This is a genomic window from Mycolicibacterium arabiense (assembly GCF_010731815.2).
In the GTDB taxonomy this organism is placed as follows: domain Bacteria; phylum Actinomycetota; class Actinomycetes; order Mycobacteriales; family Mycobacteriaceae; genus Mycobacterium; species Mycobacterium arabiense.
This window is the reverse complement of sequence record NZ_AP022593.1, coordinates 3,389,967-3,414,987: the sequence shown is the minus strand read 5'-3', so window position 1 is coordinate 3,414,987 and position 25,021 is coordinate 3,389,967. Positions and strand designations below refer to the sequence as shown.

The 25,021-nt window shown below is 69.4% G+C and carries 25 protein-coding genes; 14 read left to right on the top strand and 11 right to left on the bottom strand.

Annotated features, from left to right (window positions below):
- Positions 1-363: 363 nt before the first annotated feature.
- The 4 genes from G6N61_RS18050 (at position 364) to G6N61_RS18035 (ending at position 6,524) form a co-directional block, all read left to right on the top strand.
- Entirely contained in the window at positions 364-1,974 is a 1,611-nt protein-coding gene (locus G6N61_RS18050; protein WP_163919753.1) for a pyruvate, phosphate dikinase, read from the top strand.
- Positions 1,971-2,537, top strand: coding sequence for a MarR family transcriptional regulator (locus G6N61_RS18045; RefSeq protein WP_163919752.1), 567 nt, complete (start codon positions 1,971-1,973; stop codon positions 2,535-2,537). The genes G6N61_RS18050 and G6N61_RS18045 overlap by 4 nt, the downstream gene beginning before the upstream one ends.
- 106 nt (positions 2,538-2,643) lie before the next feature.
- Positions 2,644-4,944 carry an MMPL family transporter gene (locus G6N61_RS18040; RefSeq protein ID WP_407666493.1) on the top strand — a complete coding sequence of 767 codons (2,301 nt, stop codon included), beginning with the start codon at positions 2,644-2,646 and terminating at the stop codon, positions 4,942-4,944.
- A 137-nt stretch (positions 4,945-5,081) separates the two neighbouring features.
- Complete coding sequence (locus G6N61_RS18035) at positions 5,082-6,524, top strand: HNH endonuclease signature motif containing protein (protein WP_163919751.1); 1,443 nt, start codon at positions 5,082-5,084, stop codon at positions 6,522-6,524.
- Between the two features lie 44 nt (positions 6,525-6,568).
- Here the strand turns inward: G6N61_RS18035 and G6N61_RS18030 are convergent, their stop codons facing one another.
- The 7 genes from G6N61_RS18030 to G6N61_RS18000 all read right to left on the bottom strand — a co-directional run bounded on the left by G6N61_RS18030 (position 6,569) and on the right by G6N61_RS18000 (position 14,239).
- On the bottom strand, positions 6,569-7,708 hold the full coding sequence (locus tag G6N61_RS18030; RefSeq protein ID WP_163919750.1) for an acyl-CoA dehydrogenase family protein: 1,140 nt from the start codon (positions 7,706-7,708) through the stop codon (positions 6,569-6,571).
- A 110-nt stretch (positions 7,709-7,818) separates the two neighbouring features.
- The gene (locus G6N61_RS18025) at positions 7,819-8,568 is read right to left on the bottom strand and encodes an SDR family NAD(P)-dependent oxidoreductase (RefSeq protein ID WP_163919749.1); all 750 of its coding nucleotides are present in this window, start codon (positions 8,566-8,568) and stop codon (positions 7,819-7,821) included.
- A 138-nt stretch (positions 8,569-8,706) separates the two neighbouring features.
- Positions 8,707-9,276: a TetR/AcrR family transcriptional regulator gene (locus G6N61_RS18020; protein WP_163919748.1), complete on the bottom strand. Its 570-nt coding sequence runs from the start codon at positions 9,274-9,276 to the stop codon at positions 8,707-8,709.
- Between the two features lie 9 nt (positions 9,277-9,285).
- Entirely contained in the window at positions 9,286-10,125 is an 840-nt protein-coding gene (locus G6N61_RS18015; RefSeq protein ID WP_163919747.1) for an EamA family transporter, read from the bottom strand.
- Between the two features lie 4 nt (positions 10,126-10,129).
- A complete protein-coding gene (gene pntB, locus G6N61_RS18010) occupies positions 10,130-11,551 on the bottom strand; it encodes a Re/Si-specific NAD(P)(+) transhydrogenase subunit beta (protein WP_163919746.1) in 1,422 nt (473 codons plus the stop codon).
- Between the two features lie 47 nt (positions 11,552-11,598).
- The gene (locus tag G6N61_RS18005; RefSeq protein ID WP_163919745.1) at positions 11,599-13,134 is read right to left on the bottom strand and encodes a Re/Si-specific NAD(P)(+) transhydrogenase subunit alpha; all 1,536 of its coding nucleotides are present in this window, start codon (positions 13,132-13,134) and stop codon (positions 11,599-11,601) included.
- A gap of 103 nt (positions 13,135-13,237) precedes the next feature.
- Positions 13,238-14,239, bottom strand: coding sequence for a magnesium transporter CorA family protein (locus tag G6N61_RS18000; RefSeq protein WP_163924914.1), 1,002 nt, complete (start codon positions 14,237-14,239; stop codon positions 13,238-13,240).
- Positions 14,240-14,342: 103 nt separating this feature from the next.
- On the opposite strand from G6N61_RS18000, the gene G6N61_RS17995 reads away from it, so the two are divergent.
- Positions 14,343-14,783, top strand: coding sequence for a hypothetical protein (locus G6N61_RS17995; RefSeq protein ID WP_163919744.1), 441 nt, complete (start codon positions 14,343-14,345; stop codon positions 14,781-14,783).
- Here the strand turns inward: G6N61_RS17995 and G6N61_RS17990 are convergent.
- Positions 14,780-15,574 carry a SigB/SigF/SigG family RNA polymerase sigma factor gene (locus G6N61_RS17990; RefSeq protein WP_407666492.1) on the bottom strand — a complete coding sequence of 265 codons (795 nt, stop codon included), beginning with the start codon at positions 15,572-15,574 and terminating at the stop codon, positions 14,780-14,782. The two genes, G6N61_RS17995 and G6N61_RS17990, sit on opposite strands and share 4 nt — an antisense overlap.
- Positions 15,575-16,105: 531 nt before the next feature.
- Between G6N61_RS17990 and G6N61_RS17985 the strand changes: the two genes are divergently transcribed.
- On the top strand, positions 16,106-16,792 hold the full coding sequence (locus tag G6N61_RS17985) for a HemK2/MTQ2 family protein methyltransferase (protein WP_235887171.1): 687 nt from the start codon (positions 16,106-16,108) through the stop codon (positions 16,790-16,792).
- Entirely contained in the window at positions 16,789-17,031 is a 243-nt protein-coding gene (locus G6N61_RS17980) for a CDGSH iron-sulfur domain-containing protein (RefSeq protein WP_235887170.1), read from the top strand. The genes G6N61_RS17985 and G6N61_RS17980 overlap by 4 nt, the downstream gene beginning before the upstream one ends.
- Positions 17,032-17,056: 25 nt before the next feature.
- Here G6N61_RS17980 and G6N61_RS17975 read toward each other — a convergent pair whose 3' ends face one another.
- On the bottom strand, positions 17,057-18,082 hold the full coding sequence (locus tag G6N61_RS17975) for an iron-containing redox enzyme family protein (RefSeq protein ID WP_163919741.1): 1,026 nt from the start codon (positions 18,080-18,082) through the stop codon (positions 17,057-17,059).
- A gap of 184 nt (positions 18,083-18,266) precedes the next feature.
- On the opposite strand from G6N61_RS17975, the gene G6N61_RS17970 reads away from it, so the two are divergent.
- The 5 genes from G6N61_RS17970 to G6N61_RS17950 are packed head-to-tail and all read left to right on the top strand — an operon-like array spanning position 18,267 to position 22,174.
- Entirely contained in the window at positions 18,267-19,130 is an 864-nt protein-coding gene (locus G6N61_RS17970; protein WP_163919740.1) for an ABC transporter permease, read from the top strand.
- Positions 19,127-20,194, top strand: coding sequence for a taurine ABC transporter substrate-binding protein (locus G6N61_RS17965; RefSeq protein ID WP_163919739.1), 1,068 nt, complete (start codon positions 19,127-19,129; stop codon positions 20,192-20,194). The genes G6N61_RS17970 and G6N61_RS17965 overlap by 4 nt, the downstream gene beginning before the upstream one ends.
- Complete coding sequence (locus G6N61_RS17960; RefSeq protein WP_163919738.1) at positions 20,178-20,957, top strand: ABC transporter ATP-binding protein; 780 nt, start codon at positions 20,178-20,180, stop codon at positions 20,955-20,957. Before G6N61_RS17965 ends, G6N61_RS17960 begins: the two co-directional genes overlap by 17 nt.
- Before the next feature lie 57 nt (positions 20,958-21,014).
- Positions 21,015-21,728 (top strand): dienelactone hydrolase family protein, encoded by a 714-nt coding sequence (locus G6N61_RS17955; RefSeq protein ID WP_163919737.1) that lies wholly within the window; start codon positions 21,015-21,017, stop codon positions 21,726-21,728.
- Positions 21,725-22,174: an MOSC domain-containing protein gene (locus G6N61_RS17950; protein ID WP_163919736.1), complete on the top strand. Its 450-nt coding sequence runs from the start codon at positions 21,725-21,727 to the stop codon at positions 22,172-22,174. The genes G6N61_RS17955 and G6N61_RS17950 overlap by 4 nt, the downstream gene beginning before the upstream one ends.
- Here G6N61_RS17950 and G6N61_RS17945 read toward each other — a convergent pair.
- On the bottom strand, positions 22,159-22,269 hold the full coding sequence (locus tag G6N61_RS17945) for a hypothetical protein (protein WP_099045876.1): 111 nt from the start codon (positions 22,267-22,269) through the stop codon (positions 22,159-22,161). The genes G6N61_RS17950 and G6N61_RS17945 overlap by 16 nt on opposite strands.
- 144 nt (positions 22,270-22,413) lie before the next feature.
- Here G6N61_RS17945 and G6N61_RS17940 point away from each other — a divergent pair, with 144 nt between their 5' ends.
- Positions 22,414-23,139: a TetR/AcrR family transcriptional regulator gene (locus G6N61_RS17940; protein ID WP_235887169.1), complete on the top strand. Its 726-nt coding sequence runs from the start codon at positions 22,414-22,416 to the stop codon at positions 23,137-23,139.
- Entirely contained in the window at positions 23,132-23,905 is a 774-nt protein-coding gene (locus G6N61_RS17935; protein WP_163919735.1) for an SDR family oxidoreductase, read from the top strand. The genes G6N61_RS17940 and G6N61_RS17935 overlap by 8 nt, the downstream gene beginning before the upstream one ends.
- On the opposite strand, the gene G6N61_RS17930 is transcribed toward G6N61_RS17935, so the two are convergent.
- Positions 23,906-25,003 (bottom strand): alcohol dehydrogenase catalytic domain-containing protein, encoded by a 1,098-nt coding sequence (locus tag G6N61_RS17930; RefSeq protein ID WP_163919734.1) that lies wholly within the window; start codon positions 25,001-25,003, stop codon positions 23,906-23,908.
- Between the last annotated feature and the right edge of the window lie 18 nt (positions 25,004-25,021).

Here is a 25,021-nt window from a genome sequence, read left to right as displayed (position 1 = left end):
CTTGTCGGCCCGTGTGTGTCAGACGTCCATGTCGGACGACGCTGAAGTTATGGCTGCCGGGTCCGTAATGGACGCGCTGACCAGCACCGTTTGGTGTCCGGCCATCGTCGGTCCATTCAAGAAGCCCGTGGTGCGCATCGCGACGCCGATGTCACGATGCCGTTCTCGTCCCCGACGATTTCGCGCTGCAAAGCGGACCATCGCCGCAAATCTACTGGCGGCGTGCCCCGTGCGTCGCGCTTGGGTGACCATATCCGACGCCGGCCGCCCCGCGGGTGGTGTATGGGGCCACCGCGGTGTGGGGTGCCTAGACTCGGGCAACCAATGTGCCGGGGTACGTCCGGACCGACGGCGGAGGTGGTGATGGCTCTGAACGCGCAGCGACGCGGCGAACACGGCGCCCATGACCACCGGGTATTGACGCTCGATGCGGATTCGGACCATCCGCGCGCGCTGGTCGGTGGCAAGGGCCGGGCGCTCGGCGAGATCGCCCGCCTGGGACTTCCGGTGCCCCCGGCCTTCTGTCTGACCATCGCCTGGTGCCGGGAGTGCGCCGTCGACCCCCACGCGGTGCTCGACGAGGCCTGGCCGGACGTCCTGGACGGTCTCAAGGCCCTGCAGGAGCGCACCGGCGCGACGTTCGGCGGCGGTGAGCGGCCGCTGCTGGTCGCGGTGCGCAGCAGCGGGGTGACGTCGATGCCCGGGATGCTCGAGACGGTGCTCGACGTCGGCATCGACGACGCCGTGGCCGATGCGCTGGCAGCGAGATACTCGCCCGGCTTCGCCCGCGACACGCTGGACCGCTTCCGGCGGGGTTACCGGCGCGCGGTGCACGTCGACCCGCCGACCGATCCCTACGAGCAGTTGCGCGGCGCGATGGCCGCCGTCCTGGAGTCGTGGACGTCGGACCGCGTGCTCGCCTACCGGACCCACCACCGGCTCGACGAGCCCGACCGGGTCGCCGTCCTGGTGCAGGCGATGGTGTTCGGCAACCTCGACGCCGAGTCGGGCACCGGGGTGCTCTTCACGCGCAACCCCGCGACCGGATCGCCCGAACCGTTCGGCGAGTGGTTGCCGACCGGCCAAGGCGACGACGTGGTGTCCGGTGCCAGGGACTGCGAGACCCTCGACGTGCTGGCCCGCACCATGCCCGACGTCCACGACGAGTTGCTGGCAGCGGGTATCCGCCTCGAGCAGCACGGTGCCGACGTGCAGGACGTCGAGTTCACCGTCGAGGCGGGCAAACTGTGGCTGCTGCAGTCCCGCGTCGCGCAGCGGTCGGCCCGTGCTGCGGTGCGGCTGGCGCTGGCCCTGCACGACGAGGGCGTGATCGACGAAGCCGAGGTGCTGGCCCGCGTCACCCCGGCGCAGCTGCGGGCGGCGATGGCGACGACGCTGGCCCCCGAGACCCGGCTGGCGGCCCGGCTGCTGGCCACGGGGCTGCCCGCGAGCCCAGGCGTGGCGTCCGGGCTGGCCTGTACGACCAGCGACGCCGCGGTCGACGCGTCCGACGCCGGCCACGACGTGATCCTGGTGCGACCGACGACCAGCCCCGACGACATGGCGGGCATGGTCGCGGCACGCGGCGTCGTCACCGAGGTCGGCGGCGCCACCAGCCACGCCGCGATCGTCGCGAGGGAACTCGGGCTGCCCGCGGTCGTCGGGTGCGGCAGCGGGCTGGGCGCCGTGGTCGACGGCACGATGATCACCGTCGACGGCGACAGCGGCGAGGTGCGAGCCGGCGCGCTGGAACCGACGGTGTGGTCGGCCGCCGACACCCCTGAATTGCACCGGCTCGACGACATCGCCCGCCGCGTGAGCCCGCTGCGGGTGCACGCCGACGGCGACCACCCCGCGCTGGACGCCTCGGAGGACGCCGTGGCTGCCGCGCTCGCGTCGGGCCTGGTGGACGCGAGGTCGCCCGAGCCGTTGGTGGCGACGTTGGTGGCAGCGCGACTGGGGCTCGCCACGTGAACGAACGCGACGTCCTGCAGACCGTGCGGCTGAAGGGGCGGGTCAGCGCAGCCGACCTGGCCGACGCGCTGGGCGCGGACCCGAACTCGATCGTCGACCGTCTGGTGGCCGACGGCGCCCTGCTCGACACACCCGCGCTGCGGCTGACCCCGACGGGCCGCGAGCGGCTGGCGGAGTTGCTCGCGGCCGAACGCGCGACCGTCGACCGCGCGGCTGCCGAGGCGGTGTACGAGCGGTTCACCCCGGTGAACGCCGACTTCAAGTCCGCGCTCTCGCAGTGGCAGCTAGCGCGAGCGGGCGGTGCGGCAGATCCGGCCGGCGACGCCTCCGTGCTGGCGAGCGTGCAGGACGTCCACCAGCGCGTGACGCCCGTGATCGTCGCCGCGGCCGAGCTGCTGCCGCGGCTGAGCCGCTACTCCGACCGGCTCGCGGCCGCGCTGCGTCTGGCCGCCGCGGGCGATCTGGCCTGGTTGAGCCGCCCACTGGTCGACTCGTACCACACCGTCTGGTTCGAGCTGCACGAAGAACTCATCGGCCTGGCCGGCCGCACCCGCAAGGACTGAGACCGCGTCGATCGCGTCGCGAGGATCGATTCGACGAACTGGTCGATAACTCGTGTGGTCTTGAAAATGATCACGCACGCTGGACCTTCGTCAGCACGGAAGGTTCATTGAGCTGCAGTTCCTCGCTCGCCTCGCATTCAGGGCACCCCGTTTCATCCTCGTCGTCGCCGCACTCCTGGCCGTCGGCGCAGGCATCTACGGGATTCACGTCACGAAGTCGCTGTCGGCCGCCGGCTTCCGGGATCCCGGCGCCGAGTCCTCTCGGGTCGCCGACCTGATGGCAGGCAAGTTCGGGCAGGGCGACCTGCAGCTGGTGTTCGCCGTCGACGCTCCAGACGCCCACGGCGGCGCCCGCGGTACGTCGGCTCGCGCCGTCGGCCACGACATCGTCGACCGCGTGGCGGGCTACCCGTTCGTCGCCGACGTCCAGTCGCCGTGGACGGTGCCACCCGCAGGCGCCGACGCGCTCATCAGCGGCGACGGCCGCACAGGCCTCGTGGTGGTGGGCATCGCGGGCGGCGGCAGCGAGGCGCAACGGCACGCCGAGGAACTCGCCGACCGGTTCGCGGGCACCCGCGGCGACGTGACCGTGACCGCGGGCGGGCCAGCGATGGCGTACGTGGAGATCAATCAGCAGTCCGAACGCGACCTGCTGATGATGGAGGCGCTCGCGATCCCGTTCACGTTCCTGGTGCTCGTCGGCGTCTTCGGCGGACTGCTCGCCGCGTCGATCCCGCTGCTGGTGGGCATCTGGGCGATCGTCGGGTCGACCGCGCTGCTGCGTCTGCTCACCCACGTCACCGAGGTGTCGACGTTCGCGCTGAATCTGACCATCGCCATGGGTCTCGCACTGGCCGTCGACTACACCCTGCTGATCACCAGCCGCTTCCGCGAGGAGCGGGCCGCCGGTTCGGACGTCGAGACGGCGCTGTGTCAGACGATGGCCACCGCGGGCCGGACGGTGTTGTTCTCGGCGACGACCGTCGGGCTGTCGATGGTGGCGCTGGTGCTGTTCCCGATGTACTTCCTGAAGTCGTTCGCCTTCGCCGGGCTCACGGTCGTGGCGTTGACGGCGTTGGCCGCGTTGGTGATCGCGCCCGCCGCCATCGTGTTGCTCGGCGACCGCATCGACGCCCTCGACCTGCGGCCGATGGCCCGGCGCACGTTCCGGCGGCCGGGCCCGGCGCCGACGCTCGAGGGCACGTTCTGGTATCGCACCGCGCGGTTCGCGACCCGCCGCGCGTTGGCCGTCGGCATCGGCGTGACCGTGCTGCTGCTGACACTTGGTGCGCCGTTCCTCCACGTGAAGTGGGGCTTCCCCGACGAACGGATGCTGCCGACGTCGGCCTCGGCGCGACAGGTCGGCGACCAGCTGCGCGACGACTTCGGCTACAACCCTGCGACGGCGATGACCATCGTGGTGCCCGATGCCTCGGACGTGGATGCGGGTGAGCTGTCGCGCTTCGCGCGCGACCTGTCCGCGACCCGGCACGTGACGTCGGTGTCGGCGCCCACGGGGACCTTCTCGGGCGGCGCGCTGCGCGGCCCGCCGTCCGCCCCGACCGGAATCGTCGACGGCAGTGCGTATTTGACCGTCACCAGCAGCGCCCCGACCGTCACCGACGAGAAGCCCAGCCCGCTGGACTGGATCCACTCGGTGGTCGGGCCGAACGACGAGCCGTTCCTCGTCGGCGGCATTGCACAGGTGACCCACGACAACGCCGAGGCGATCAGCGCGCGACTTCCGTTGGTGCTGTTGGTGATCGGCGCGATCACGTTCGTCCTGCTGTTCATGCTGACGGGCAGCCTGCTCCTGCCGATCAAGGCCGTGGTGCTCAACGTGCTGTCGTTGACCGCGACGTTCGGCGCACTGGTGTGGATCTTCCAGGACGGAGCGCTGGGCGCGCTCGGCACGACGGCGACGGGGTCACTGGTCGCGCACGTGCCGGTGCTGCTGTTCTGCGTCGCCTTCGGGCTGTCGATGGACTACGAGGTGTTCCTCATCTCGCGCATCCGCGAATATTGGCTCAAGGGCGGTCGGCAGACCAAGGCCGACAACGACGAGGCGATCGCGCTCGGTCTGTCGCGCACCGGCCGAATCGTCACGGCCGCCGCACTTCTGATGGCGATCTCGTTCGCGGCATTGATGGCGTCCGAGGTGTCGATCATGCGGATGTTCGGGCTCGGGTTGACGCTCGCCGTGCTGATGGACGCGACGCTGGTGCGCATGCTGCTGGTGCCGGCGTTCATGCACCTGATGGGCCCGCGCAATTGGTGGGCGCCCGAGGGGATGGCGCGCTGGCACGGCCGCTTCGGGTTGCGCGAGTGTGGCCGCGTCGCCCCGGCGCGCCGATCGCTCGGCGGCAGGCACCGGATGCCGGGCATACCCGCACGCGCCTGGCGCTGATCCGCCGAATGTCGGTTACCGCCACGGTTTTCGCGTCGGAGCGTGGCGCGACCCGACACTCGGCGGGGCGTGATCGCCAAACGTTCTGCGTCACTTCGTATTCGCGACCAGGGATGACGATTCTTGTCGGTGGCCGAATGTATGTTCGAAGCATGCAGGCGGAGGCGATTCGGGCGGCGGTCGCGCAGTTGCGCGTCGCCTACGACGCGTTGGCCGCGCTGCCGATCAACACCTTGACCCACACCGAGTTGGTGTCGGTGCTCGACGAGTTGGAGACGTTGACGTCTCAGCTGCCCAGCCAGCGGCAGCGGCTGCTGGCCTGGTTGCAGGCTGAGACCACCGCCAAGGCGATGGGCGCCAAGTCGTGGAACGAGGTGCTGCGCATCCGGTGGCGGGTGTCCCCTGGGGAGGCCGGCCGCCGGCTGGCCGAGGCCGCCGAGCTGGGCCCGCGCCGAGCCCTGACCGGTGAGCCCCTGGAGCCGCTACTGCCGGCGACGGCGGCCGCCCAGGCTGCCGGAGCCATCAACGCCGAGCACGTGAACGTGTTGCGCGACGCGGTGTCTCGGCTGCCGGGGTTCATCGACGCGCTGACCCGCGCACAGTTCGAAGTCGATCTGGTCGGTGTGGCGGTCGGGGTCGGGCCCAAGGAACTCAAGGCCACCGCCGAGCGGCGTCTGTTCCTGCTCGATCAGGACGGCCCCGAACCCGACGACACCGAACGCGCCCGCAAGCGCGGGGTGTCCAAGGGCACCCAGGGCCGCGACTCGATGACGCCGCTGACGGCGGTGTTGACCCCGGAGGCGTGGGCGGTGTGGGAGGTGTTGTTCGCCAAGTACGCCGCACCCGGGATGTGCAATCCCGACGACCCCGAACCCTGCACCAGTGGTACCCCGACCCAAGCGCAGATCGACGCCGACCACCGCACCCTGGCCCAACGCCAACACGACGCCCTGCTCGTCATCGGTCGGATCGCTCTGATGGGTGGGGATCTGGGTCAGCTCAATGGATTGCCGGTGTCGGTCATCATCCGCACCACCCTGCAGGATCTGGAGTCGCGCGCCGGGGTCGGCGTCACCGGCGGCGGCACCGTCGTGCCGATCAGCGACGTCATCCGGATGGCTGCGCACGCCCACCACTATCTGGCGGTGTTCGATCGAGCGACCGGGTCGGCGCTGGACCTGTTCCGAGCCCGGCGGGTGGCCTCCCCGGCGCAGCGGATCATGCTGATCGCCCGCGACGGGGGCTGCACCAAACCCGGCTGCACCGTGGGCGCCTACGGCTGCCAGGTCCACCACGCCGTCACCGACTGGGCTCGCGGCGGCAACACCAACGTCGACGAGATGGCGCTGGCCTGCGGAGCGGACAACCGCCTCGTAGACGAGGGCGGCTACACCACCACCATCACCGACCGCGGCGACGTGGAATGGCAACCACCACCCGGACTCGACCACGGCCAAACCCGCATCAACTACCACCACCGACCCGAACTGCTCTTCCGACCGGACGACGAACCATCAGTGCCCGGCCGGGACACCCGCGAACCGGGGGGACCCGAACCGCCCGGTACCGCGGCGGCCTAGCGCCGCCATGCCGTCGGCCCGCAACCACCCGGCGAAAGTGGCCCTCAGTTCGTCAGGCCGCGCGCGATCACCAGGCGCTGAATCTGGTTGGTGCCCTCGAAGATCTGCGTGATCTTGGCCTCGCGCATGAAGCGTTCGACGCGGTAGTCGCGGGTGTAGCCGGCGCCGCCGAATACCTGCACCGCATCGGTGGTGACCTTCATCGCGGCGTCGGTGGCGATGAGCTTGGCGACGCTGGCCTGTGCGCCGTAGGGCAAGCCGAGGTCGCGCCGGCGGGCGGCGTCGAGGTAGGTGGCGCGGGCACTGACCGTCGCGGCCGACATGTCGGCGAGCAAGAAGCCGAGGCCCTGGTGGTCGATGATCTTGCGGCCGAACGTCGTTCGCTCGTTGGCGTAGCGCGTGGCCTCGTCGAGCGCGGCCTGGGCGATGCCGACCGCGACGGCGGCGATGCCCAGCCGTCCGGAGTCCAGCGCGCTGAATGCTATCTGTAGGCCCTGGCCCTCCGCGCCGATGCGGCGGTCGGCGTCGATGCGCGCGTTGTCGTAGAACGCCGACGTCGTTGGCACGGCGGCCAGGCCCATCTTCTCCTCGGGCTTGCCGAACGTCAGCCCCTCCAAGTCACCGGGCACGAGGAAGCACGAAATTCCCTTGCTGCCCTCACCCGTCCGCGCGAACAGCGTGTAGAAGTCCGCAACGCCACCGTGGGTGATCCACGACTTCGACCCGTTCAGCACGTAACCGTCGTCGTCGCCACTCGCGCTGCACCGCAACGCCGCTGCGTCGGACCCGGCCTGCGGCTCGGAGAGGCTGTACGCGCCGATCTGGTCGCCGGACAGCATCCCTGGCAGCCAACGCTGCTTCTGTTCGTCGGTGCCGAAGGTCAGCAGCGGGTGCGACGACAGGCTGTGCACGCTGACGGCGACGGCGACCGCTGCCCACCGCGCGGCCAGCTCCTCGAGCACCTGCAGGTACACCTCGAACGGCTGGCCCCCACCGCCCCACTCCTCGGGCTGCGGGAGGCTCAGCAGACCCGCGGCGCCGAGTTGCGCGAACACCCCGTCGGGGTAGGTCTCGGTGCGTTCGTGCTCGTCGACGATCGGCTCCAGCACCTTGTCGGCGACGTCGCGGGTCAGCGCGATCAGCTCGGCGGCCTCGTCGGAGGGGAGCAGGCGGTCGACCGGCATGGTTGCATCTCCTACGGTGATGAGCGCCCGCGCGAAGAACCATCGGCCGGGCGTCTCCTCCGAACTGTATAGCCGCCACGCCCCTGCTGGTTAGACGGCCACCACGCCGCTCATGCGCTCAGGCCGCCGTCGATGTTGACCGTCGTGCCGGTGATGAACCCGGCCTCCGGCCCGGTGAGGAATGCGACGAGGGCTGCGACCTCGCTGGGGTCGGCGAAGCGGTTGAGCGAGTTCAGCGACTTCTGGAAATCCCCGTTCGGGCCGTCGGCGGGATTCATGTCGGTGTTCACTGCGCCGGGCGCCACGATGTTCACGGTGATGCGTCGGGGGCCGAGGTCACGCGACCACGCTCGGGTGTATGCGGCCAGTGCCGCCTTCGTGGCCACGTAGTCGCCGAGCCCGGGGAACGGCGCCTGCGCTGCGCCGGTCGTTCCGATGGAGACGATGCGGCCGCCGTCGTTGAAGTTCAGGACCGCGGCGCGAGTGGTGGCGACGACGCCGACGACGTTGGTCTGTAGCTGTTCTGCGAAGACGGCGTCGTCACGTTCCGGGTCGTCGATGGCCCCGGTCTGGTAGACACCGGCGCTGTTCACCAGGATGTCGAGCGGGCCGAATGTCGTGACGACTTCGTTCACCAGCCGGGTGCAGGACGCTGGATCCGCTTGATCGGCCTGGAATGCCTGGGCCCGTAATCCCCTCGCCTGCAACGTCTTCCCGAGGTCAGCGGCGACGTCTGCCGCGCGGGCATAGCTGAAGGCGACGGTGGCGCCGTCGGCGGCGAGCCGGGCGGCGATGGCCGCGCCGATTCCTCGGGATCCACCGGTGACCAGTGCGACCTTTGCCTCGAGCGGCGTGGTCACGAGCGTCCTCCTGGTCGGCCCGGACTCGAGCCATCGGCATTTTGTAGCAAGGTAGATAAAACCACACCGTGCCGGATAGTGCGAGGCGAAAGAAGTTGTCGCCGGCCAGATATCGTCCCGGCAGCGGCCGAGCCAGAGTCAGCTGCGCGCGGTCCGCCGTCGCGACCGCGGCCATGCGCCGAGCGCCACGTCCGCCGCGGCCCGCATGGCGTCGGGGTCCGCACCGTCGCGAGCCAGCGAGGACAACCCACGCAGGACGACGTCGACGAAGTCGGTCAGCGCATCCACGCTGGAGTCCTCGGGCAGATCCCCGTCGTCGTAGGCCTGCTGGAGTCGTAGCCGGATCGCGTCGCGCCCCAGCTGGCGTTCGTCGCCGAGCACGGGATCGGAGATCACGAAGCACCCCCGCGGTTGGGTGGAACTGGCGTACTCGCGGATCGCGATCTCGAGCATCTTGGCGAAGACGGCCCGGGCCGTGCGTTCCCGGAGTGCCGGCGGGACTACCCGCGTGGGCGACCCGGTGTACGAGGCGACGGCCTCGTCGAAGAGTTCCTGCTTGCCGCCGAACGCGTTGTAGAGGCTGGGAGCCGAGATCCCCATCGCCTCGGTCAGATCGCGGACGGTGGTCCGGTCATAGCCCTTCTCCCAGAACAGGTGTAAGGCGCTGACCAACGCCTGCGAGCGATCGAACTCCGGCGGACGTGCCATCGACACATCCTACGGAGACGCCACCACCAGAGCCGCCATCACCAGTGCGATGCCCACCGCCTCGGCGACGGTCGGCCGCTGCGCCAGCGCGATGGCACCGACGATGGCGGCCGTCGCGGGCAGCAGTGCCAGCAGCAGCGCGAACCGCGCCCGGCCGATCCGCGTCAGCACCACCTGGTCGAGTCCGTACGGCACCGCGGTCGAAAGGACGCCCACCGCGGCCCCCAGCAGCCAGGTGCGGGGATCGGCGAACACCGACGCGTCGTGGACCAGCTGACCCACCAGCAGTGGCGCCGCGAGCAGCACTGCCGCGATGGTCATCCCCACGGCCAGCGAGTCGAGGCCCGCCCCCGCGTCGGCGACCCGCTTGCCGAGCAGGATGTAGCCGGCCCACAGCGCGGCGGCCAGCAGCGCGAAGCCGACACCGAGCGCGTCGGCACCCGCCTGCACGCCCGCACACGCCGCCACGCCGCCGGCGGCGAGCACCACGGCGACCAGATCACGGGCACGGCGCGATCCGAGTGCGGCGACCGCGACCGGGCCGAGGAACTCGATGGCCACGGCAGTGCCGAGCGGGATGCGGGCGATCGCCTCGAAGAAGGCCACGTTCATGGCCACCGTCACGATGCCGAATCCGCCCGCGGCGATGACCGTGCGCCGCGTCCAGCGGGTACGCCACGGCCGTCGCCAGACGAGCAGGGCCACCGCGGCCGCAGCCGCCCGCAGCCACGCCACTGCCGCGGGGTCGGTGGTCTCGAACAGGAACACGCCCACCGCCGCGCCTGCGTACTGCGACACCGCGCCCACGACGAAGAACAGCGGTACCGACCACGCGGGGACGCGGGCCATGGGACTACAGCGCGGCGTTGATCGCGTCCACGCGGTCCTTGGCGTCGCCGAAGAGCATCTGCGTGTTGTCCCGGAAGAACAGCGGGTTCTGCACGCCTGCGTAGCCCGAGGCCATCGAGCGCTTGAACACGATGACGTTGTCGGCGTTCCACACCGTCAGCACCGGCATGCCCGCGATCGGGCTGCTGGGATCCTCCGACGCCGCGGGGTTGACGGTGTCGTTGGCGCCGATGACCAGCACCACCGAGGTGCCGTCGAAGTCGTCGTTGATCTCGTCCATCTCCAGGACGACGTCGTAGGGCACCTTGGCCTCGGCGAGCAGCACGTTCATGTGGCCGGGCAGGCGGCCCGCGACGGGGTGGATGCCGAAGCGCACGTCGACGCCGCGCTCGCGCAGCTTGCGGGTGAGGTCGGCGACGCCGTACTGCGCCTGCGCGACGGCCATGCCGTAGCCCGGCGTGATGATGACGGAACTGGCAGAGCCGAGCAGTTCGGCGGCGCCCTCGGCGGTGATCTCGCGGTGCTCGCCGTAGTCCTTGTCGTCGGCGGGTCCGGCTTCGATTCCGAAGCCACCTGCAATGACGGAGATGAACGACCGGTTCATGGCCTTGCACATGATGTAGGACAGGTAGGCACCGGAGGAGCCGACGAGCGCGCCGGTGATGATCAGCAGGTCGTTGGACAGCAGGAAGCCCGACGCGGCCGCGGCCCAGCCGGAGTAGCTGTTGAGCATCGACACCACGACGGGCATGTCGCCGCCGCCGATGGAGGCCACCAGGTGCCAGCCGAGCAGCAGTGCCAGCACGGTGACGGCGACGAGCAGCCACAGGTTGGGGTCGATGACGAACCAGACCGTGAGCGCGGCGAAGACGACCAGCGCGCCCACGTTGAGGAAGTTCTTGCCAGGCAGCATCAACGGCGTGGACTTGATCCGAGCCGAGAGCTTGAGGTTGGCGACGATCGAGCCGGTGAACGTGACCGCGCCGATGAAGACGCCGACGAACACCTCGGCCGAGTGGATGCCCAACAGGCCCTCACTCGCGAGGACCGCCGCCTCGGCGCCACCGGGGTCGGCTTCGACGTGCAGGTAGCCGTTCCAGCCCACCAGCACCGCGGCCAGACCCACGAACGAGTGCAGCAGCGCGATCAATTCGGGCATGCCGGTCATCTCGACGACCCGGGCGCGCCACAGGCCGATCGCGGCGCCGATCGCCATGGCCCCGACCAGCAGCCCGAGCCCCAGCGGCTCGATGTGGCGGTTCAGCGCGAGCGCCACGGTCGCGACCAGCGCCACGGCCATGCCGGCCATGCCGAAGGTGTTGCCGGCCTTCGACGTCTCGTGCTTGGACAGCCCGGCCAGCGCGAGGATGAACAGCAGGGCCGCGACGACGTAGGCCGAGGTGGCGGCAGTCTCTACCGTGAGCATGGAATCCATTTCCATTCGGATCAGATGAGTCGAGGAGGGGCGCAGGGCTAGCTGCGGGAGAACATTCCGAGCATGCGACGCGTCACCGCGAAGCCGCCGAACACGTTGATGCTGGCCAGCAGGATCGCCACGGTCGCGAGCACCGTGATCGGGGTGTTTTCGTGCCCGATCTGCAGCAGGGCGCCGACGACGATGATTCCGGAGATCGCATTCGTCACCGACATCAGCGGCGTGTGCAGCGCGTGGTGCACCTTGCCGATCACGTAGTACCCGATGACGATCGCCAGGGCGAAGACGGTCAGGTGCACCTGCAGCGCGGCGGGGGAGAGCGCGATCAGCGCGAACAGCACCGCGGCCGCGGCGAACGTGATGCCCAACCGGCGACCGGCCGTCATCGGCTCCTTGGCCTTGGGGGCCTCGACCGGGGCGGCCGCGGCGGCAGCCGCAGGCGCCGCGGAGACCTGGACCGGTGGCGGTGGCCAGGTGGTCTCGCCGTCGCGGACGACGGTCACCGAACGCTGCACGACGTCGTCGAAGTCCAGCGTGAGCTTGCCGTCCTTCTCCGGAGTGAGCAGTTTGAGCAGGTTCACCAGATTGGTGCCGTAGAGCTGCGAGGCGGTTGCCGGCAGCCGCCCGGCGAGATCGGTGTACCCGATGATCGTCACGCCGTTGTCGGTGACGATCGCCTGGTCCTTGACCGTGCCCTCGACGTTGCCGCCGTTGGCCGCGGCCATGTCGACGATCACGCTGCCCGGCTTCATAGAGGCCACCATGGCGGCGGTGATGATGCGGGGTGCGGGCCTGCCGGGGATCAGCGCGGTGGTGATGATGATGTCGACGTCACCCGCCTGCTCGGCGTAGAGCGCGGCCTCGCGGGCCTTGTAGTCCTCGCCCATCTCCTTGGCGTAGCCGGTGGCCGAGACCTCGGCGGCCTCCTTGTCGACGTACAGGTACTCACCACCGAGTGACTTGACCTGGTCGGCGACCTCGGGCCGCGGGTCGGTGGCCCGCACGATCGCGCCCATGCTGCCCGCCGCGCCGATCGCGGCGAGCCCGGCCACGCCCGCCCCGACCACCAGCACCTTGGCCGGTGGGACCTTGCCCGCCGCGGTCACCTGACCGGTGAAGAACCGGCCGAAGGCGTGCGCGGCCTCGACGACGGCGCGGTAGCCGGCGATGTTCGCCATCGACGACAGCACGTCGAGTGACTGCGCCCGCGAGATGCGCGGAACGGCGTCCATGGCCAGCACCGTGATGGGCCGTGCGGACAGCTTCTCGACCAGTTCGGGCTTGAGTGCCGGCGAGATGAGGCTGACCAGCGTGGCGTGGTCCCTCAGCGCGGCGATCTCGGCGTCGTTGGGGGCGTTGACCTTGAGTACCACCTCGGCGGACAGTGCCTCTTCGGGCGACCCGACACTGGCGCCGGCCTCGACGTAGGCGGCATCGGAGAAGCTGGAGGCGTCTCCGGCGCCGGACTCGACGACGACGGAGTAGCCCAGTTTGAGGAGTTGCCCAACGGTCTGGGGCGTGGCGGCGACACGCGTCTCACCCGCGTGAGACTCGCGCGGAATCCCGATCTGCATCCGAAGAGTCTCGCATTTGCCCGCCGGGCACGCGCGCACCCCTCTGTCGGTGAGCGGTCCGCTTAGTCCCGGTGAGCGGCGTGCGATCCGAGGCGAACGGCGCTCACAGCCAGTCGCGTCGCTTGAACGTGACGTAGAGCAGCGCCACCAGAACCACGATGATCGCCGAGCTGACGACGAACCCGTGCACGGTCTCGATGCCGGGATATTGCACGTTCTGTCCGTAGAAGCCGGTGACGGCCGTCGGCACGGCAATGACCGCGGCCCAGCCCGTCAACTTCTTCATCACGGTGTTGAGCCGGGCGTCTTGCAGCGACAGGTTGGTCTCGAACACCGTCGTGACCATGTCGCGCAGCGATTCCGTCCACTCCGACGCCCGCAGGACGTGGTCGTACAGGTCGGCGTAGAGCGGATCGAGTTCCGGCGACGTCTTCGCGTCGAGCCGGCGGTGCTGGATCGCGCTGACGACCTCGCGCATGGGCAGCACCACGCGCCGCAGCTCGACGAGGTCCTTGCGGAAGCGGAAAGTCCTGCGCTGCAGCCCGCCGCCCTTGGGGCCGTCCTCGGCGAACAGCTCGTCCTCCAGCGCCTCGATGCCGTCGTCGAGGGCCTGTACCGCGTCGAAGTGACCGTCGACGACCACGTCGAGCAGACCGTGCACCAGGGCGCCGACGCCGTGCTCCTGGCCGCCCAGCTCGTCGAACCGGTTGGACACCTGGCCGGTGTCCCAGCGCCCGCCCGTCTCCGCAGGCAGGCGCACGGTGATCAGCCCCCGGGGCAGGACGAAGCCGGAGATGCGGTACTTGAGCAGCGTCGAGCTGGAGTCGTCGCTGGGCGCGACCGTCTCGATCGCGTAGACGGTGAAGAACGTGTGCGAGTGGTAGACGGTGGCCTTCGTGCGCTCGTTGGGCGCCATCGCGTCCTCGACCGCCCACACGTTGAGCTTCAGCTCGTCGGCCAGCGCGGTCAGCGTCGCGTGGTCCGGGTCGTAGACGTCGACCCACACCAGCGTGCCGTCGTCGGCGAGATAGTCGGATACGTGGTCGAAGGAGAAGTCCTCCTGCGGCCTGCCCTGTCGCCACACCCGCCCGTGCACCTCGGTCATGGCAGCCATCATCGCGGAGCCGCTGATCTCGGTTTCGTACCGGGACGGCATCGACATGGTCGGACCTGCTGTATCGACGCGCGCGTAGACGCAGGATCAGTGCATGAATCCCGTGGTCGAGCGTGGCGTGGCCCGCTGCCCCAGCTGTGTCGCCATCGCTGATTACTGCTTCACCGAGGACGGTCCCGATTCCGTGCGCTACGAGGTCCGTTGCCGCAAGTGCGGCGAGGTGTACCGCGAGACGAGCGTGCTGGGCGCGACGGCGCTGACCGTCGACACCATGCACTACGTATACATCCCGGCCAGCGAGGTCATCCGCGTCGCACCGACGGACCGCGTGCTCGCCGAGGCGAAGCGGTGGTGTTCTGCCGCCGCGATCACGACCGCGTCGGCCGCAGCAGGTGCGAGGGTGGCAGCCGCCACCGCGATCACGGCCGTCGCAGCGACGAAGTCGGCACTCGCCGCCCGCGCGCGGGCAGTCGAATTGCCGACTTCGTGGCCGAAACCCCGCGAACTCGAAGCGGGCGGCGCAGTAGCTGGTTAACCCAGCTTCTCGCGCAGATCCTTCAGCGTGCGCTCCAGGATCCGCGACACGTGCATCTGCGACACCCCGATGCGCTCGGCGATCTGGCTCTGCGTCATCGATTCGAAGAAGCGCAGATACAGGATCGTCCGCTCGCGGTCGGGTAGACCGGCGATGAGTGGCCGCACCGACTCCTGGTCGGTGATGCGGGAGAACGCCGGGTCGACGGTACCCACCGTGTCGGCCAGCATCCTCGAGTCGCCGTCGCCACCGGGAACCGGCGCGTCGATCGACTGCGTGCGGTAGGCCGCCGACGCCACCAGGCTCTCGACGACGTCCGCGCGGTCGACCTCCAGGTACTCCGCCAACTCACTGGGAGTCGGCGCACGGCCCTTGGTCTGCGTCAGCTCGGAGATCGCACGCGTCAACTGGACGTGGCGATCCTTGAGCCGGCGCGGCACGTGCATGGCCCAGCCGTGATCGCGGAAGTGCCTACGCACCTCGCCCATCATCGTGGGGACGGCGAAAGACAGGAAACCGCTGCCCTTTTCGGCGTCGAAGCGGTTGACCGCATTGACCAGACCCAGTCGGGCGATCTGACGCAGGTCCTCGAAGTCCTCACCGCGCCGGTCATAGTGGCGCGCGATGTGCTCCGCCAGCGGCAGGCAGCGTTCGATGATCGCGTCGCGATGACGCTGATGCTGCGGTGTGCCCTCGTCGAACATACGCATGACGCGGAACATGTCGATGACGTCGGCGTATTCGTCGTTGTTCCGGCGTGATGCCGTCGCGGGGGTCTCCGGCGGCGTGATCTCGACCGGCGCGATCTCGACCGGCGTCAGTTGCACGATGCCGTCGTCCGGTGTGGCCTCGGCGGCCCGGAGTGAAGTGTCCATGGAAGCGTCCATTTGCAGGGTCACGAGGCACCTCCGGCACACTCGTCGACCTGGTTCACGTAAGCAGAAGTAGTCATCGGGCGGACCCCCTAACAGGCGTCCTACGGATGCGGCCGCGACAGCGTGCGGCGTATCCAGTCCGTAACGACGGACCCGGCGATTTGCCGTGTCTGCACGAAGAATCCGGGGATGCCGACGCTCGCAGGAGACTCAACGAAGCGGGGGCGCGACCGAATCACACGGTGCAGCCTTGTCGTCCGCTTCTAACTAAACGGCGCGTGGTGTCCAAGAGTGGACTACTCGAACAGTACGCCGCTGAGCCCCGCATAGCGAGTGTGGATGTCGATCAGGCCCTTCACCAGGCAGGTTTATTTCGATTTCAAGAGGGCACCAGTGGATATGTCGCTGTAGCCACACGGCGAACCACCGTGGGGAAATGGAGCCGATGTGACAACTGCCATCCTCGAGCCGAGCGAAATGACCGCCCCAGGCGTGTATCGCCCTCAGGAAGATTCACAACTCATCGTCGACGTGATGGAGCGCCACGCTCCACCTGCCGGTTTGCGGGTCGTAGACCTGTGCACGGGCAGCGGCTTCGTCGCGATCAACGCCGCAGCCCAGGGCGCGGCGTCGGTCGCCGCCTTCGACCTGAGCAGCCTCGCCGTCCGGTCCGCGCGCGCGAACGCCGTGGCTGCGGGCGTCGAGGTCGACGTGCACCTCGGGCATTGGGCCCGGGCCGCCGAGTTCGGCCCGTTCGACCTCGTGTTGAGCAATCCGCCCTACGTGCCGTTCGACGAAGAAAGCGAAGAGAACCTTCCGGAGAACGCGGGCCCGCGGCTGGCGTTCGACGCCGGCATCGACGGGCGCCTGGTGCTGGACCCGCTCTGCGCGTACGCACCGAACCTGCTGACCGAACGGGGAAGACTGCTCGTCGTGCACTCCGAGTTCGCAGGCATCGACCAGACCGTCGAAGCGCTCCGCGCAGCAGGCCTGCGCTCGAATGTCGTTACCCATCAGCGCATCCCATTCGGCCCCGTGATGACCGCGCGCGCCCCGTGGCTGGAGCGCACGGGCCGGCTCGAGCCGGGCCGTCGCTACGAACGGCTCGCCGTGATCGAAGCCGTCCGGCCGTGAGTGACGAGGCCCGGGTAGTACGCATCGTCCCGAACGGGCCGGTAATGGTGCAGGGCCCTGTCCGCATCGAGATGCCCGACGGCACCGTCGTGGAATCCGACCGGTTCATGTGCGCCATCTGCACCTGTCGGCGCAGCAAGATCTATCCGCTTTGTGACACCAGCCACCGGCGCCGTCAGCGCGCGAAGGACGACGAGTCGTCGACGACCGTGACCGTGCAGGCGCCGGCCGAGGCGTAGGTCCGGCCGGCGTTCTCCCGCAGGGTCAGTCGTCGAGCGGGCGACGCAGCGACGTCGTGCCCTGGGTCCACGACCGGACCATGTGATCGGCCAGGCGGTCCTCGACGAAGTCGAATGCCCGCATCCCGAAGATCACGTCAGCTTCGACACGCGGCTCACGCATCACCAGGTCACCGACGACGTCGGTGCGCACGATCTGCTCGTGCACGGCGTCGGCCTCCACGTGCTCTGCGTAGAACTTGATGGCCTCGTCGGGCCCACCCAGGCGCTTGAGCGCCCGCACCATGCGCTGCGACCCCGACGGCGAGGTGATCTCGGTTGCCGCGAAGTGCCCGACCGCTGCGCCCCGCAACGAGCGGTGCAGCCCGAACATCGACATCAGGTTCACTGCGACCAGCGTCTCGCCCACCGCGTAGTCCATGTAACCCAGGTACGAGGAGTCCAGACCGGACGCGGCGAGCAGGTCGGCGAACAGTTCTTGGTGGATCTCCGACGCGCGTCCGCCACCGAACTCGTCGAACTCGACCGCGACGAACGCGGCCTTCGCGCGGCCACGCAGGCGGGGGATAGCCCAGGCGTGCGGGTCACCCTCCTTGAGGTGGTAGATCGAGCGGTGGACGAAGTACTCCTGAACCTGCTCCCAGGTGCCGTCCTTCAGGAAGTGCCACGTGGGGCCGTTGCCGCTGGTGGGTTCGACGGACAGCCGGGTCATTTCGGCCTCGGCGGTGTCGTCGGCGGTGATCGGGCCGACGTCGCGGCGCAGAGCGTCCAAGAACAGGTCTTCGAGCCGGCCGCGCAGGTGCAGCAGGCCGGCGTTCCACTCCCACCCGGAGTCGACACCGCGGAAACCGCTGTAGTGCAGCTCGTAACAGACGGCGAGGGCTAGCTGCAGGTCGAGTCCGTACGGGTCGGCGTCACCCACGGAGGACTCGATGCGCTGCAGGTGTCCGTGCGGAGCACGCTCGGCGAGGAGGTCGATCACGGTGGCGGATAGCGGGCCGCGCGCGCTGGGCAGCGTCGGCTCGGTGGCGATGGGGTGCGCAAGTGTCACCGTCGATAACTACCCGGTAGCCCTCGCGTGAAACGCCACTACAGCGGACTAAAAATCGTCACGAGCGCAGTACTTCGACTGATTGCAGGGCATCGGTATGAATACCGAATGCGCGTGACACCGCCTGCTGACTCCTGCTGTCGCTGAGCGCGTCCGCCCGCTCACACCAGGAAAGTCAGGTCACGTGTCCGTCTTCGTCGACATCACGCCCGACGAGTCGCAGGTCGACTCGCCGGTGCGCAACGCGCCCAAGAACAAGTGGCGTGGCAGGGCCACCCGCGCTGCCCTCCCCGTGCTGTCGGTGTTGGTGTTCGGCGTCGTCTGGCAACTCGTCGCCGCCAGCGGCGTGTGGAATCAGACGTTCGTGCCGTTCCCCAGCACCGTGTGGCGCGCGTTCCTCGACGTGTCGACGACGCACGACGGCGTCCGCGGCTACGCCGGCTATCTGCTGTGGGAGCACCTGTACATGACGCTGCGCCGCGTGGCCGCGGGCGTGATCATCGGCATCGTGCTCGGCGTGCTGCTCGGCCTGGTGATGGGGTCGGTGAGCTGGGTGCGCAGCGTGCTCGAGCCGTGGCTGACGTTCATCCGCGCGCTGCCGCCGCTGGCGTACTTCTTCCTGCTCGTGATCTGGCTGGGCATCGACGAGGCACCCAAGGTCACGCTGCTGGCACTGGCAGCGCTGCCGCCCGCCGCGGTCGCGACCACGGCCGCCGTCGTCGCGGCGCCGGTCGGCCTGCAGGAAGCCGCCAGGGCGCTGGGCGCCAGCCGAGCGGAAGTGATTCGCGACGTGGTGATCCCGTCGGCGCTGCCCGAGACGTTCACCGGCATCCGGCTCGCAGTCGGCATGGCCTACTCGTCGGTGGTAGCCGCGGAACTGTTCAACGGCCTCCCCGGTGTCGGCGGATTGGTCAAGGACGCAAGCAATTACAACAACACCCCGGTCGTGCTCGTCGGCATCTTCGCCATCGGGTTCTCGGGTCTGATCATCGACGGTCTACTTCGCGCTGCTGAACGGCGCGCCGTCCCTTGGAGAGGAAAGATATGACACCGGTTGGCTCTTCGCGCAAGCGCTCATCGCTGCTACGGGCACTGGCCGCTGCGGCGGTCGCCACCATGGCGCTGGCGGGTTGCGCGGTCGGCGGAGGCGGGAGCGGACAGAGTGATCCAGACAAGGAGACCATCCGCCTTGGCTACCAGTCGTTCCCGAGCGGTGACCTGATCGTCAAGAACAACAAGTGGCTCGAAGAGGCACTGCCCGACTACAACATCAAGTGGATCAAGTTCGACTCGGGCGCCGACGTCAACACCGCGTTCATCGCCAAGGAACTCGACTTCGGCGCACTCGGCTCGAGCCCCGTGGCACGCGGTCTGTCTGCACCGCTGAACATTCCCTACAAGGTGGCGTTCGTCCTGGACGTGGCCGGCGACAACGAGGCCCTGGTGGTCCGCAACGAGGCCGGGGTGAACAGCATCCCCGAGCTGCGCGGCAAGCGGATCGCCACGCCGTTCGCGTCGACGGCGCACTACAGCCTGCTCGCGGCGCTCTCGCAGAACGGCCTGTCTCCCAACGACGTTCAGCTGGTCGACTTGCAGCCGCAGGCGATCCTCGCGGCATGGGATCGTGGCGACATCGATGCGGCGTACACCTGGCTGCCGACGCTCGACGACCTGCGCAAGACCGGCAAGGATCTGATCACCAGCCGCCAGTTGGCCCAGGGCGGCAAGCCGACCCTCGACCTGGCCGCGGTCCGCACCGAGTTCGCCGACGCCCATCCCGAGGTCGTGGACGTCTGGCGACAGCAGGAGGCACGCGCACTCGATGTCATCAAAGACGACCCGGCCGCAGCGGCCAAGGCCATCGCCGCCGAGGTCGGGCTGACGCCGGAGGCGCTCGAAGGGCAGCTGAAGCAGGGCGTCTACCTGACCCCCGCCGAGGTCGCCTCGCCGGAATGGCTGGGCTCCGAAGGCAAGCCGGGCAATCTCGCTGCCAACCTGCAGAGCGCGTCGGAGTTCCTGGCCGAGCAGAAGCAGATCCCGTCGGCCGCGCCGCTGCAAACGTTCCAGGACGCGATCTACACCAAGGGACTGCCCGATGCCCTCAAGCAGTGACGTCGCGGTCAGGGGTGGGCTGAGGATCGCGAACGTCGCCCACCGCTACGGCGACGTAACCGCCCTGGGTCCAGTCGATCTCGACGTCGAGCCGGGCGCCTTCCTGGTGCTCGTCGGCGCCTCGGGCTGCGGCAAGAGCACGCTGCTGCGGCTGATCGCCGGTTTCGAGGAGCCAACCGCCGGTGAGGTCAGGGTGTCCGGCGCATCGCCCACGCCCGGAGTCACGTCTGGCGTGGTGTTCCAGCAGCCGCGACTGTTTCCTTGGCGCACCGTCGCAGGCAACGTGGATCTGGCGCTGAAGTACGCCAGGGTGCCGCGGGACCGGCGGGACGAGCGTCGCGAGGAGCTGTTGCAGCGGGTCGGGCTGGACGGGGTCGGTCAACGCAAGATCTGGGAGATCAGCGGCGGGCAGCAGCAGCGGGTGGCCATCGCGCGCGCATTGGCCGCGGAGACGCCGCTGTTCCTGCTCGACGAGCCGTTCGCGGCCCTCGATGCGCTCACCCGTGAGCGCTTGCAGGAGGACGTGCGACAGGTGAGCGCCGAGACGGGCCGTACGACCGTGTTCGTGACCCACAGCGCCGATGAGGCGGCCTTCCTCGGGTCCCGCATCGTCGTGCTGACGCGCCGACCGGGACAGGTCGCGTTGGACTTGCCGGTCGACCTGCCGCGCACGGGAGTGGACCCCGACGAACTCAGGCGGTCGCCTGAGTACACGCGGTTGCGGGCAGAGGTTGGTCGGGCAGTGAAGGCAGCAGCGGCCTGACCTGGGGTCGATGGGCCGGGCGTGGATCATGGAACGGGTGCGCATCGAGGACCGACCATGACGGACACCACGTTCGAGACTCGCGCGGGGAGTCTGCCGGGATACCTCGCGGTGCCGGACGGACCCGGGCCGTGGCCCGGGGTGGTGGTCATCCACGACGTAGGTGGCCTCACCGACGACATCCGTCGGCACGCCGACCGCCTGGCCGCCGCCGGGTTCCTCGCCGCTGCGCCGAACCTGTACCGCGGCAACGCCATACGCTGCGTGGTCAGCATGATGCGCTCGCTGAAGACCGGCGTCGGTCCGGCGGTCGACGACGTCGAGGCCGTCCGCGACCTGATCGCGGCGGACCCGAGGTGCACCGGCCGGATGGGCTCGGTCGGCTTCTGCATCGGCGGCGGTATGTGCCTGGTGCTCGCGCCGCGCGGATCGTTCGACGCGACCGCGCCGAATTACGGCAACTGGCCCGCCGACGTCGACTCGCTGCGCCGGGCGTGCCCCGTCGTCGCCAGCTACGGAGCCGACGACCCCACGCTCAAGGGCGCAGCGGCCAAGCTGTCCGCCCTGCTCGAGGACGCAGGCGTCCCGCGGGACGTCAAGGAGTACCCGGGGGTGGGCCACTCCTTCATGAACGACTGGCGCAACGCCCCACTGCGGCTGCGCATCTTCGAGATGCTGCCCAGTTTCCGCTACTCCGAGGCGGCGAGTGACGACGCCTGGCGCCGGATCACCGACTTCTTCGGCGAGCACCTGGCGGGGTCCGAGCCGTGAAGGTCGTGGCGATCCACACCGCGAAGGGGCGGCGGCTACCCGTGCGGGCGGTCGATTCGGTGGCGGCCGAGGAGGGTCGCGGACTGGTCGGCGACCGCTATCACGGGACGCGGCACCGCCACGTCACCATTCAGTCGCGCGAGATGCTGGACCTCGCCGCAACCGAGCTGGGCCGTGAGATCGACAGCGGCGGCACCCGGCGCAACGTCACGGTGGACGTTGGCTCGATCCCGACGAAACCGGGCACGCGGATCACGATCGGCGAGGTCATTTTGGAGGTGGTACGGGTGTCGGCGCCGTGCCGACTGCTCGACGACGACATGGGCCGCGGGGCTGCGGCGGCGCTCAGCCGTCGAACGGGCTCGGTGTGCCGACTGCTGTCGTCGGGGACGATCAGCGTCGGCGACGAGGTGACAGTGTTTGCCGAGGATCAGACCGGCGGGTAGGCCGGGGGCGGGTACACGCCGCGCAGGCCCCAGGGCAGGAACTGGAAGAAGTACTCGATCTCGTCGCTCGCGTCGTAATCCGGGTTCGGATCCATGAGTGCCTCCCAGCTGCTGCGTGGTCGTCGGAAGTCTATCTCTCCGGCTGCGGGCAGGGGTACCCGATCAGGGCACGAGAATAAACTGGCCAACCAGTTGATAGATACCCGGGCACCATCCCGGCCTGCCTATAGTGAGTCGCCATGTCCACTGAACCCGATGCTCGCCGCGCATCGGCGTCGAATGCTCCTCGCGCCAGCGGCTCGGCGGCGAGGGAATCTGCGCCCGCCGGCTCGACCCGGCGCGACGAACTGCTGACCGTCGCGACGAAGCTGTTCGCTGCGCGCGGCTATCACGGGACGCGGATGGACGACGTGGCCGACGCGGTAGGTCTGAACAAGGCGACGGTCTACCACTACTACGCCAGCAAGTCGCTGATCCTCTACGACATCTACAAGAGCGCTGCCGACTTCACGGTCGCCGCCCTGCACGACGACCCCACGGCGACCGCGCGCGAGACGATCTACCACTTCACCAGGCGGCTGCTCGTCGGGATCGCCAGCGACATCGAGCGGGCGGCCGTCTACTTCCAGGAGGGCCCCTACATCACGGAGTGGTTCACCGAGGAGCAGGTGGCCTACATCCGCAGCTCCGAGACCGCCGTCTACGAGCACGTGCGCGACGTCATCGACCGCGGGATCGCCAGCGGTGAGTTCTTCGAGTGCGATTCGCACGTCCTGGCCCTGGGCTACATCGGGATGACGCTGGGCTCGTATCGATGGTTGCGACCACAGGGCAGGCGCAGCGCGCAGGAGATCGCCGTCGAGTTCAGCACCGCACTGCTGCGCGGCCTGATCAAGGACGAGGCGGTCCGGTCGGCAGAACCGCTCGGGATCGACGTCAAGACGACGGCCGCCGCCAATGACTGACCTGTTCCGGCTCGACGGCAAGGTCGCCGTCGTGACCGGCGGTGGTCGCGGGATCGGCGTGATGATCGCCCGTGGCCTGCTCGAAGCCGGCGCCAGCGTGTACCTGTCGAGCCGTAAGGAAGCCGAATTGGCCGCGACTGCCGCCGAATTGGCGCCACTGGGTCGGGTGGAGGCGATACCCGCCGACCTCGGCACGGCCGCCGGGGTGGACGCGCTGACGGCTGCGCTCACCGAACGCGAGGACTCGATCCACGCGCTGTTCAACAACGCGGGCGCGGCCTGGGGTGCGTCGTTCGAGGACTTCCCGGAGTCGGGCTTCGACAAGATCTTCGACGTCAACGTCAAGGGCGTGTTCCTGCTGACCCGGGCGCTGGTGCCGCTGCTCACCGCAGGGGCCACGGACGACGATCCGTCCCGCGTCGTCAACACCGGCAGCATCGACGGGATCGTGGCGCCCGAACGCGGCCGCGACAACTTCTCCTACAGCGCCAGCAAGGCCGCCGTGCACATGCTGACCCGTCACCTCGCCGGGGAGTTGGCGCCGAAGATCCTCGTCAACGCGATCGCGCCGGGGCTGTTCCAATCCCGGATGACGAAGGAGTTGCTGGCCGCCGGCTCGGAGGCCGTCGGTTCCGCGTTGCCGCTGGGCCGCATCGGCGCGCCCGACGACATGGCGGGCATCGCGGTGTTCCTGGCCAGTCGAGCGAGCACCTACATCACCGGTGCGGTGATCCCGGTCGACGGGGGAGTCAGCACCATCCGCTGATCAGAACTCGATGACCTGCCGCACCGCGTGGCCGTCGGCCAGTTCGTCCATGCCCTCGTTGATCTGATCGAGCCCGATGGTCGACGACACCAGCGCTTCGACCGGTAGTCGGCCTTCGCGCCACATCTCGACGAAGCGCGGGATGTCGCGAGCCGGCACGGCCGAGCCCAAATAGCTGCCGATCAGCGAGCGTCCCTCGGCCACCAAACCCAACGGCGACAGGCTGATTCGCGCATCGGGATGGGGCAGGCCGACGCTGACCGTGCGGCCGCCGGGTGCGGTTACCGCGATCGCGGTCTCGAGCGCCGCCGCGTGGCCGACGGCCTCGATGACGACCTCGGCCTTCAGATCGCCGACGTCGTCCGGTGTGCGGGCGGCGTGCACACCGAGTTCGCGGGCGCGGGCCAGCTTGTCCTCGAGCCGGTCGATGGCGACGACCCGTACGTCGTCGTGTGCGAGCGCGGTGAGCAGGGCGGCCATCCCGACTCCTCCCGCGCCGATGACGGCGACCGTCTGCCCCGGCTCGGGGCGGCCGGCGTTCAGCACGGCGCCACCGCCGGTGAGCACCGCGCAGCCGAGCAGCGACGCGACGACGGGCGGGACGTCGTCGGCCACCGGTACCACCGATCGCCGGTCGACCACCGCGTGCGTCGCGAACGCCGAAACGCCGAGGTGGTGCAGTACCGGCTCGCCGTCGCGGCTCAGGCGGGTCTCGCCGCCGAGCAGTGTTCCGACGCCGTTGGCGGCGCTGCCAGGTACACACGGCGCCAGACCGTCCGTGGCGCAGCCCGAGCACTCGCCGCAGCGCGGCAGGAAGGTCATGACCACCCGCTGCCCGGCCTGCACGTCGGTCACCGCGGCGCCGACCTCCTCGACGATGCCCGCCGCCTCGTGGCCGAGCAGCATCGGCACGGGGCGGACGCGGTTGCCGTCGACCACCGACAGATCCGAGTGGCACAGGCCCGCGGCCTCGATCCGCACCAGCAGCTCGGTGTCACCCGGTGGCGTCAGGTCGAGGTCGGTGACGCTCAGCGGTTGGGAGTCGGCGTAGCGGCGGGGGGCTCCGATGCGTTCGAGAACGGCTCCGCGAATCTTCATGCCACCAGCCTGCCTGAA

What these genes read in the sequence shown, in the direction of transcription:
- G6N61_RS18050 (WP_163919753.1), top strand. Translation starts at nt 364, where the DNA reads ATGGCTCTGAACGCGCAGCGACGCGGCGAACACGGCGCCCATGACCAC.
- G6N61_RS18035 (WP_163919751.1), top strand. Translation starts at nt 5,082, where the DNA reads ATGTATGTTCGAAGCATGCAGGCGGAGGCGATTCGGGCGGCGGTCGCG.
- G6N61_RS18030 (WP_163919750.1), bottom strand. Translation starts at nt 7,708, where the DNA reads ATGCCGGTCGACCGCCTGCTCCCCTCCGACGAGGCCGCCGAGCTGATC.
- G6N61_RS18020 (WP_163919748.1), bottom strand. Translation starts at nt 9,276, where the DNA reads ATGGCACGTCCGCCGGAGTTCGATCGCTCGCAGGCGTTGGTCAGCGCC.
- G6N61_RS18015 (WP_163919747.1), bottom strand. Translation starts at nt 10,125, where the DNA reads ATGGCCCGCGTCCCCGCGTGGTCGGTACCGCTGTTCTTCGTCGTGGGC.
- pntB (WP_163919746.1), bottom strand. Translation starts at nt 11,551, where the DNA reads ATGCTCACGGTAGAGACTGCCGCCACCTCGGCCTACGTCGTCGCGGCC.
- G6N61_RS18005 (WP_163919745.1), bottom strand. Translation starts at nt 13,134, where the DNA reads ATGCAGATCGGGATTCCGCGCGAGTCTCACGCGGGTGAGACGCGTGTC.
- G6N61_RS18000 (WP_163924914.1), bottom strand. Translation starts at nt 14,239, where the DNA reads ATGACCGAGGTGCACGGGCGGGTGTGGCGACAGGGCAGGCCGCAGGAG.
- G6N61_RS17995 (WP_163919744.1), top strand. Translation starts at nt 14,343, where the DNA reads ATGAATCCCGTGGTCGAGCGTGGCGTGGCCCGCTGCCCCAGCTGTGTC.
- G6N61_RS17965 (WP_163919739.1), top strand. Translation starts at nt 19,127, where the DNA reads ATGACACCGGTTGGCTCTTCGCGCAAGCGCTCATCGCTGCTACGGGCA.
- G6N61_RS17960 (WP_163919738.1), top strand. Translation starts at nt 20,178, where the DNA reads ATGCCCTCAAGCAGTGACGTCGCGGTCAGGGGTGGGCTGAGGATCGCG.
- G6N61_RS17955 (WP_163919737.1), top strand. Translation starts at nt 21,015, where the DNA reads ATGACGGACACCACGTTCGAGACTCGCGCGGGGAGTCTGCCGGGATAC.
- G6N61_RS17945 (WP_099045876.1), bottom strand. Translation starts at nt 22,269, where the DNA reads ATGGATCCGAACCCGGATTACGACGCGAGCGACGAGATCGAGTACTTC.
- G6N61_RS17940 (WP_235887169.1), top strand. Translation starts at nt 22,414, where the DNA reads ATGTCCACTGAACCCGATGCTCGCCGCGCATCGGCGTCGAATGCTCCT.
- G6N61_RS17935 (WP_163919735.1), top strand. Translation starts at nt 23,132, where the DNA reads ATGACTGACCTGTTCCGGCTCGACGGCAAGGTCGCCGTCGTGACCGGC.
- G6N61_RS17930 (WP_163919734.1), bottom strand. Translation starts at nt 25,003, where the DNA reads ATGAAGATTCGCGGAGCCGTTCTCGAACGCATCGGAGCCCCCCGCCGC.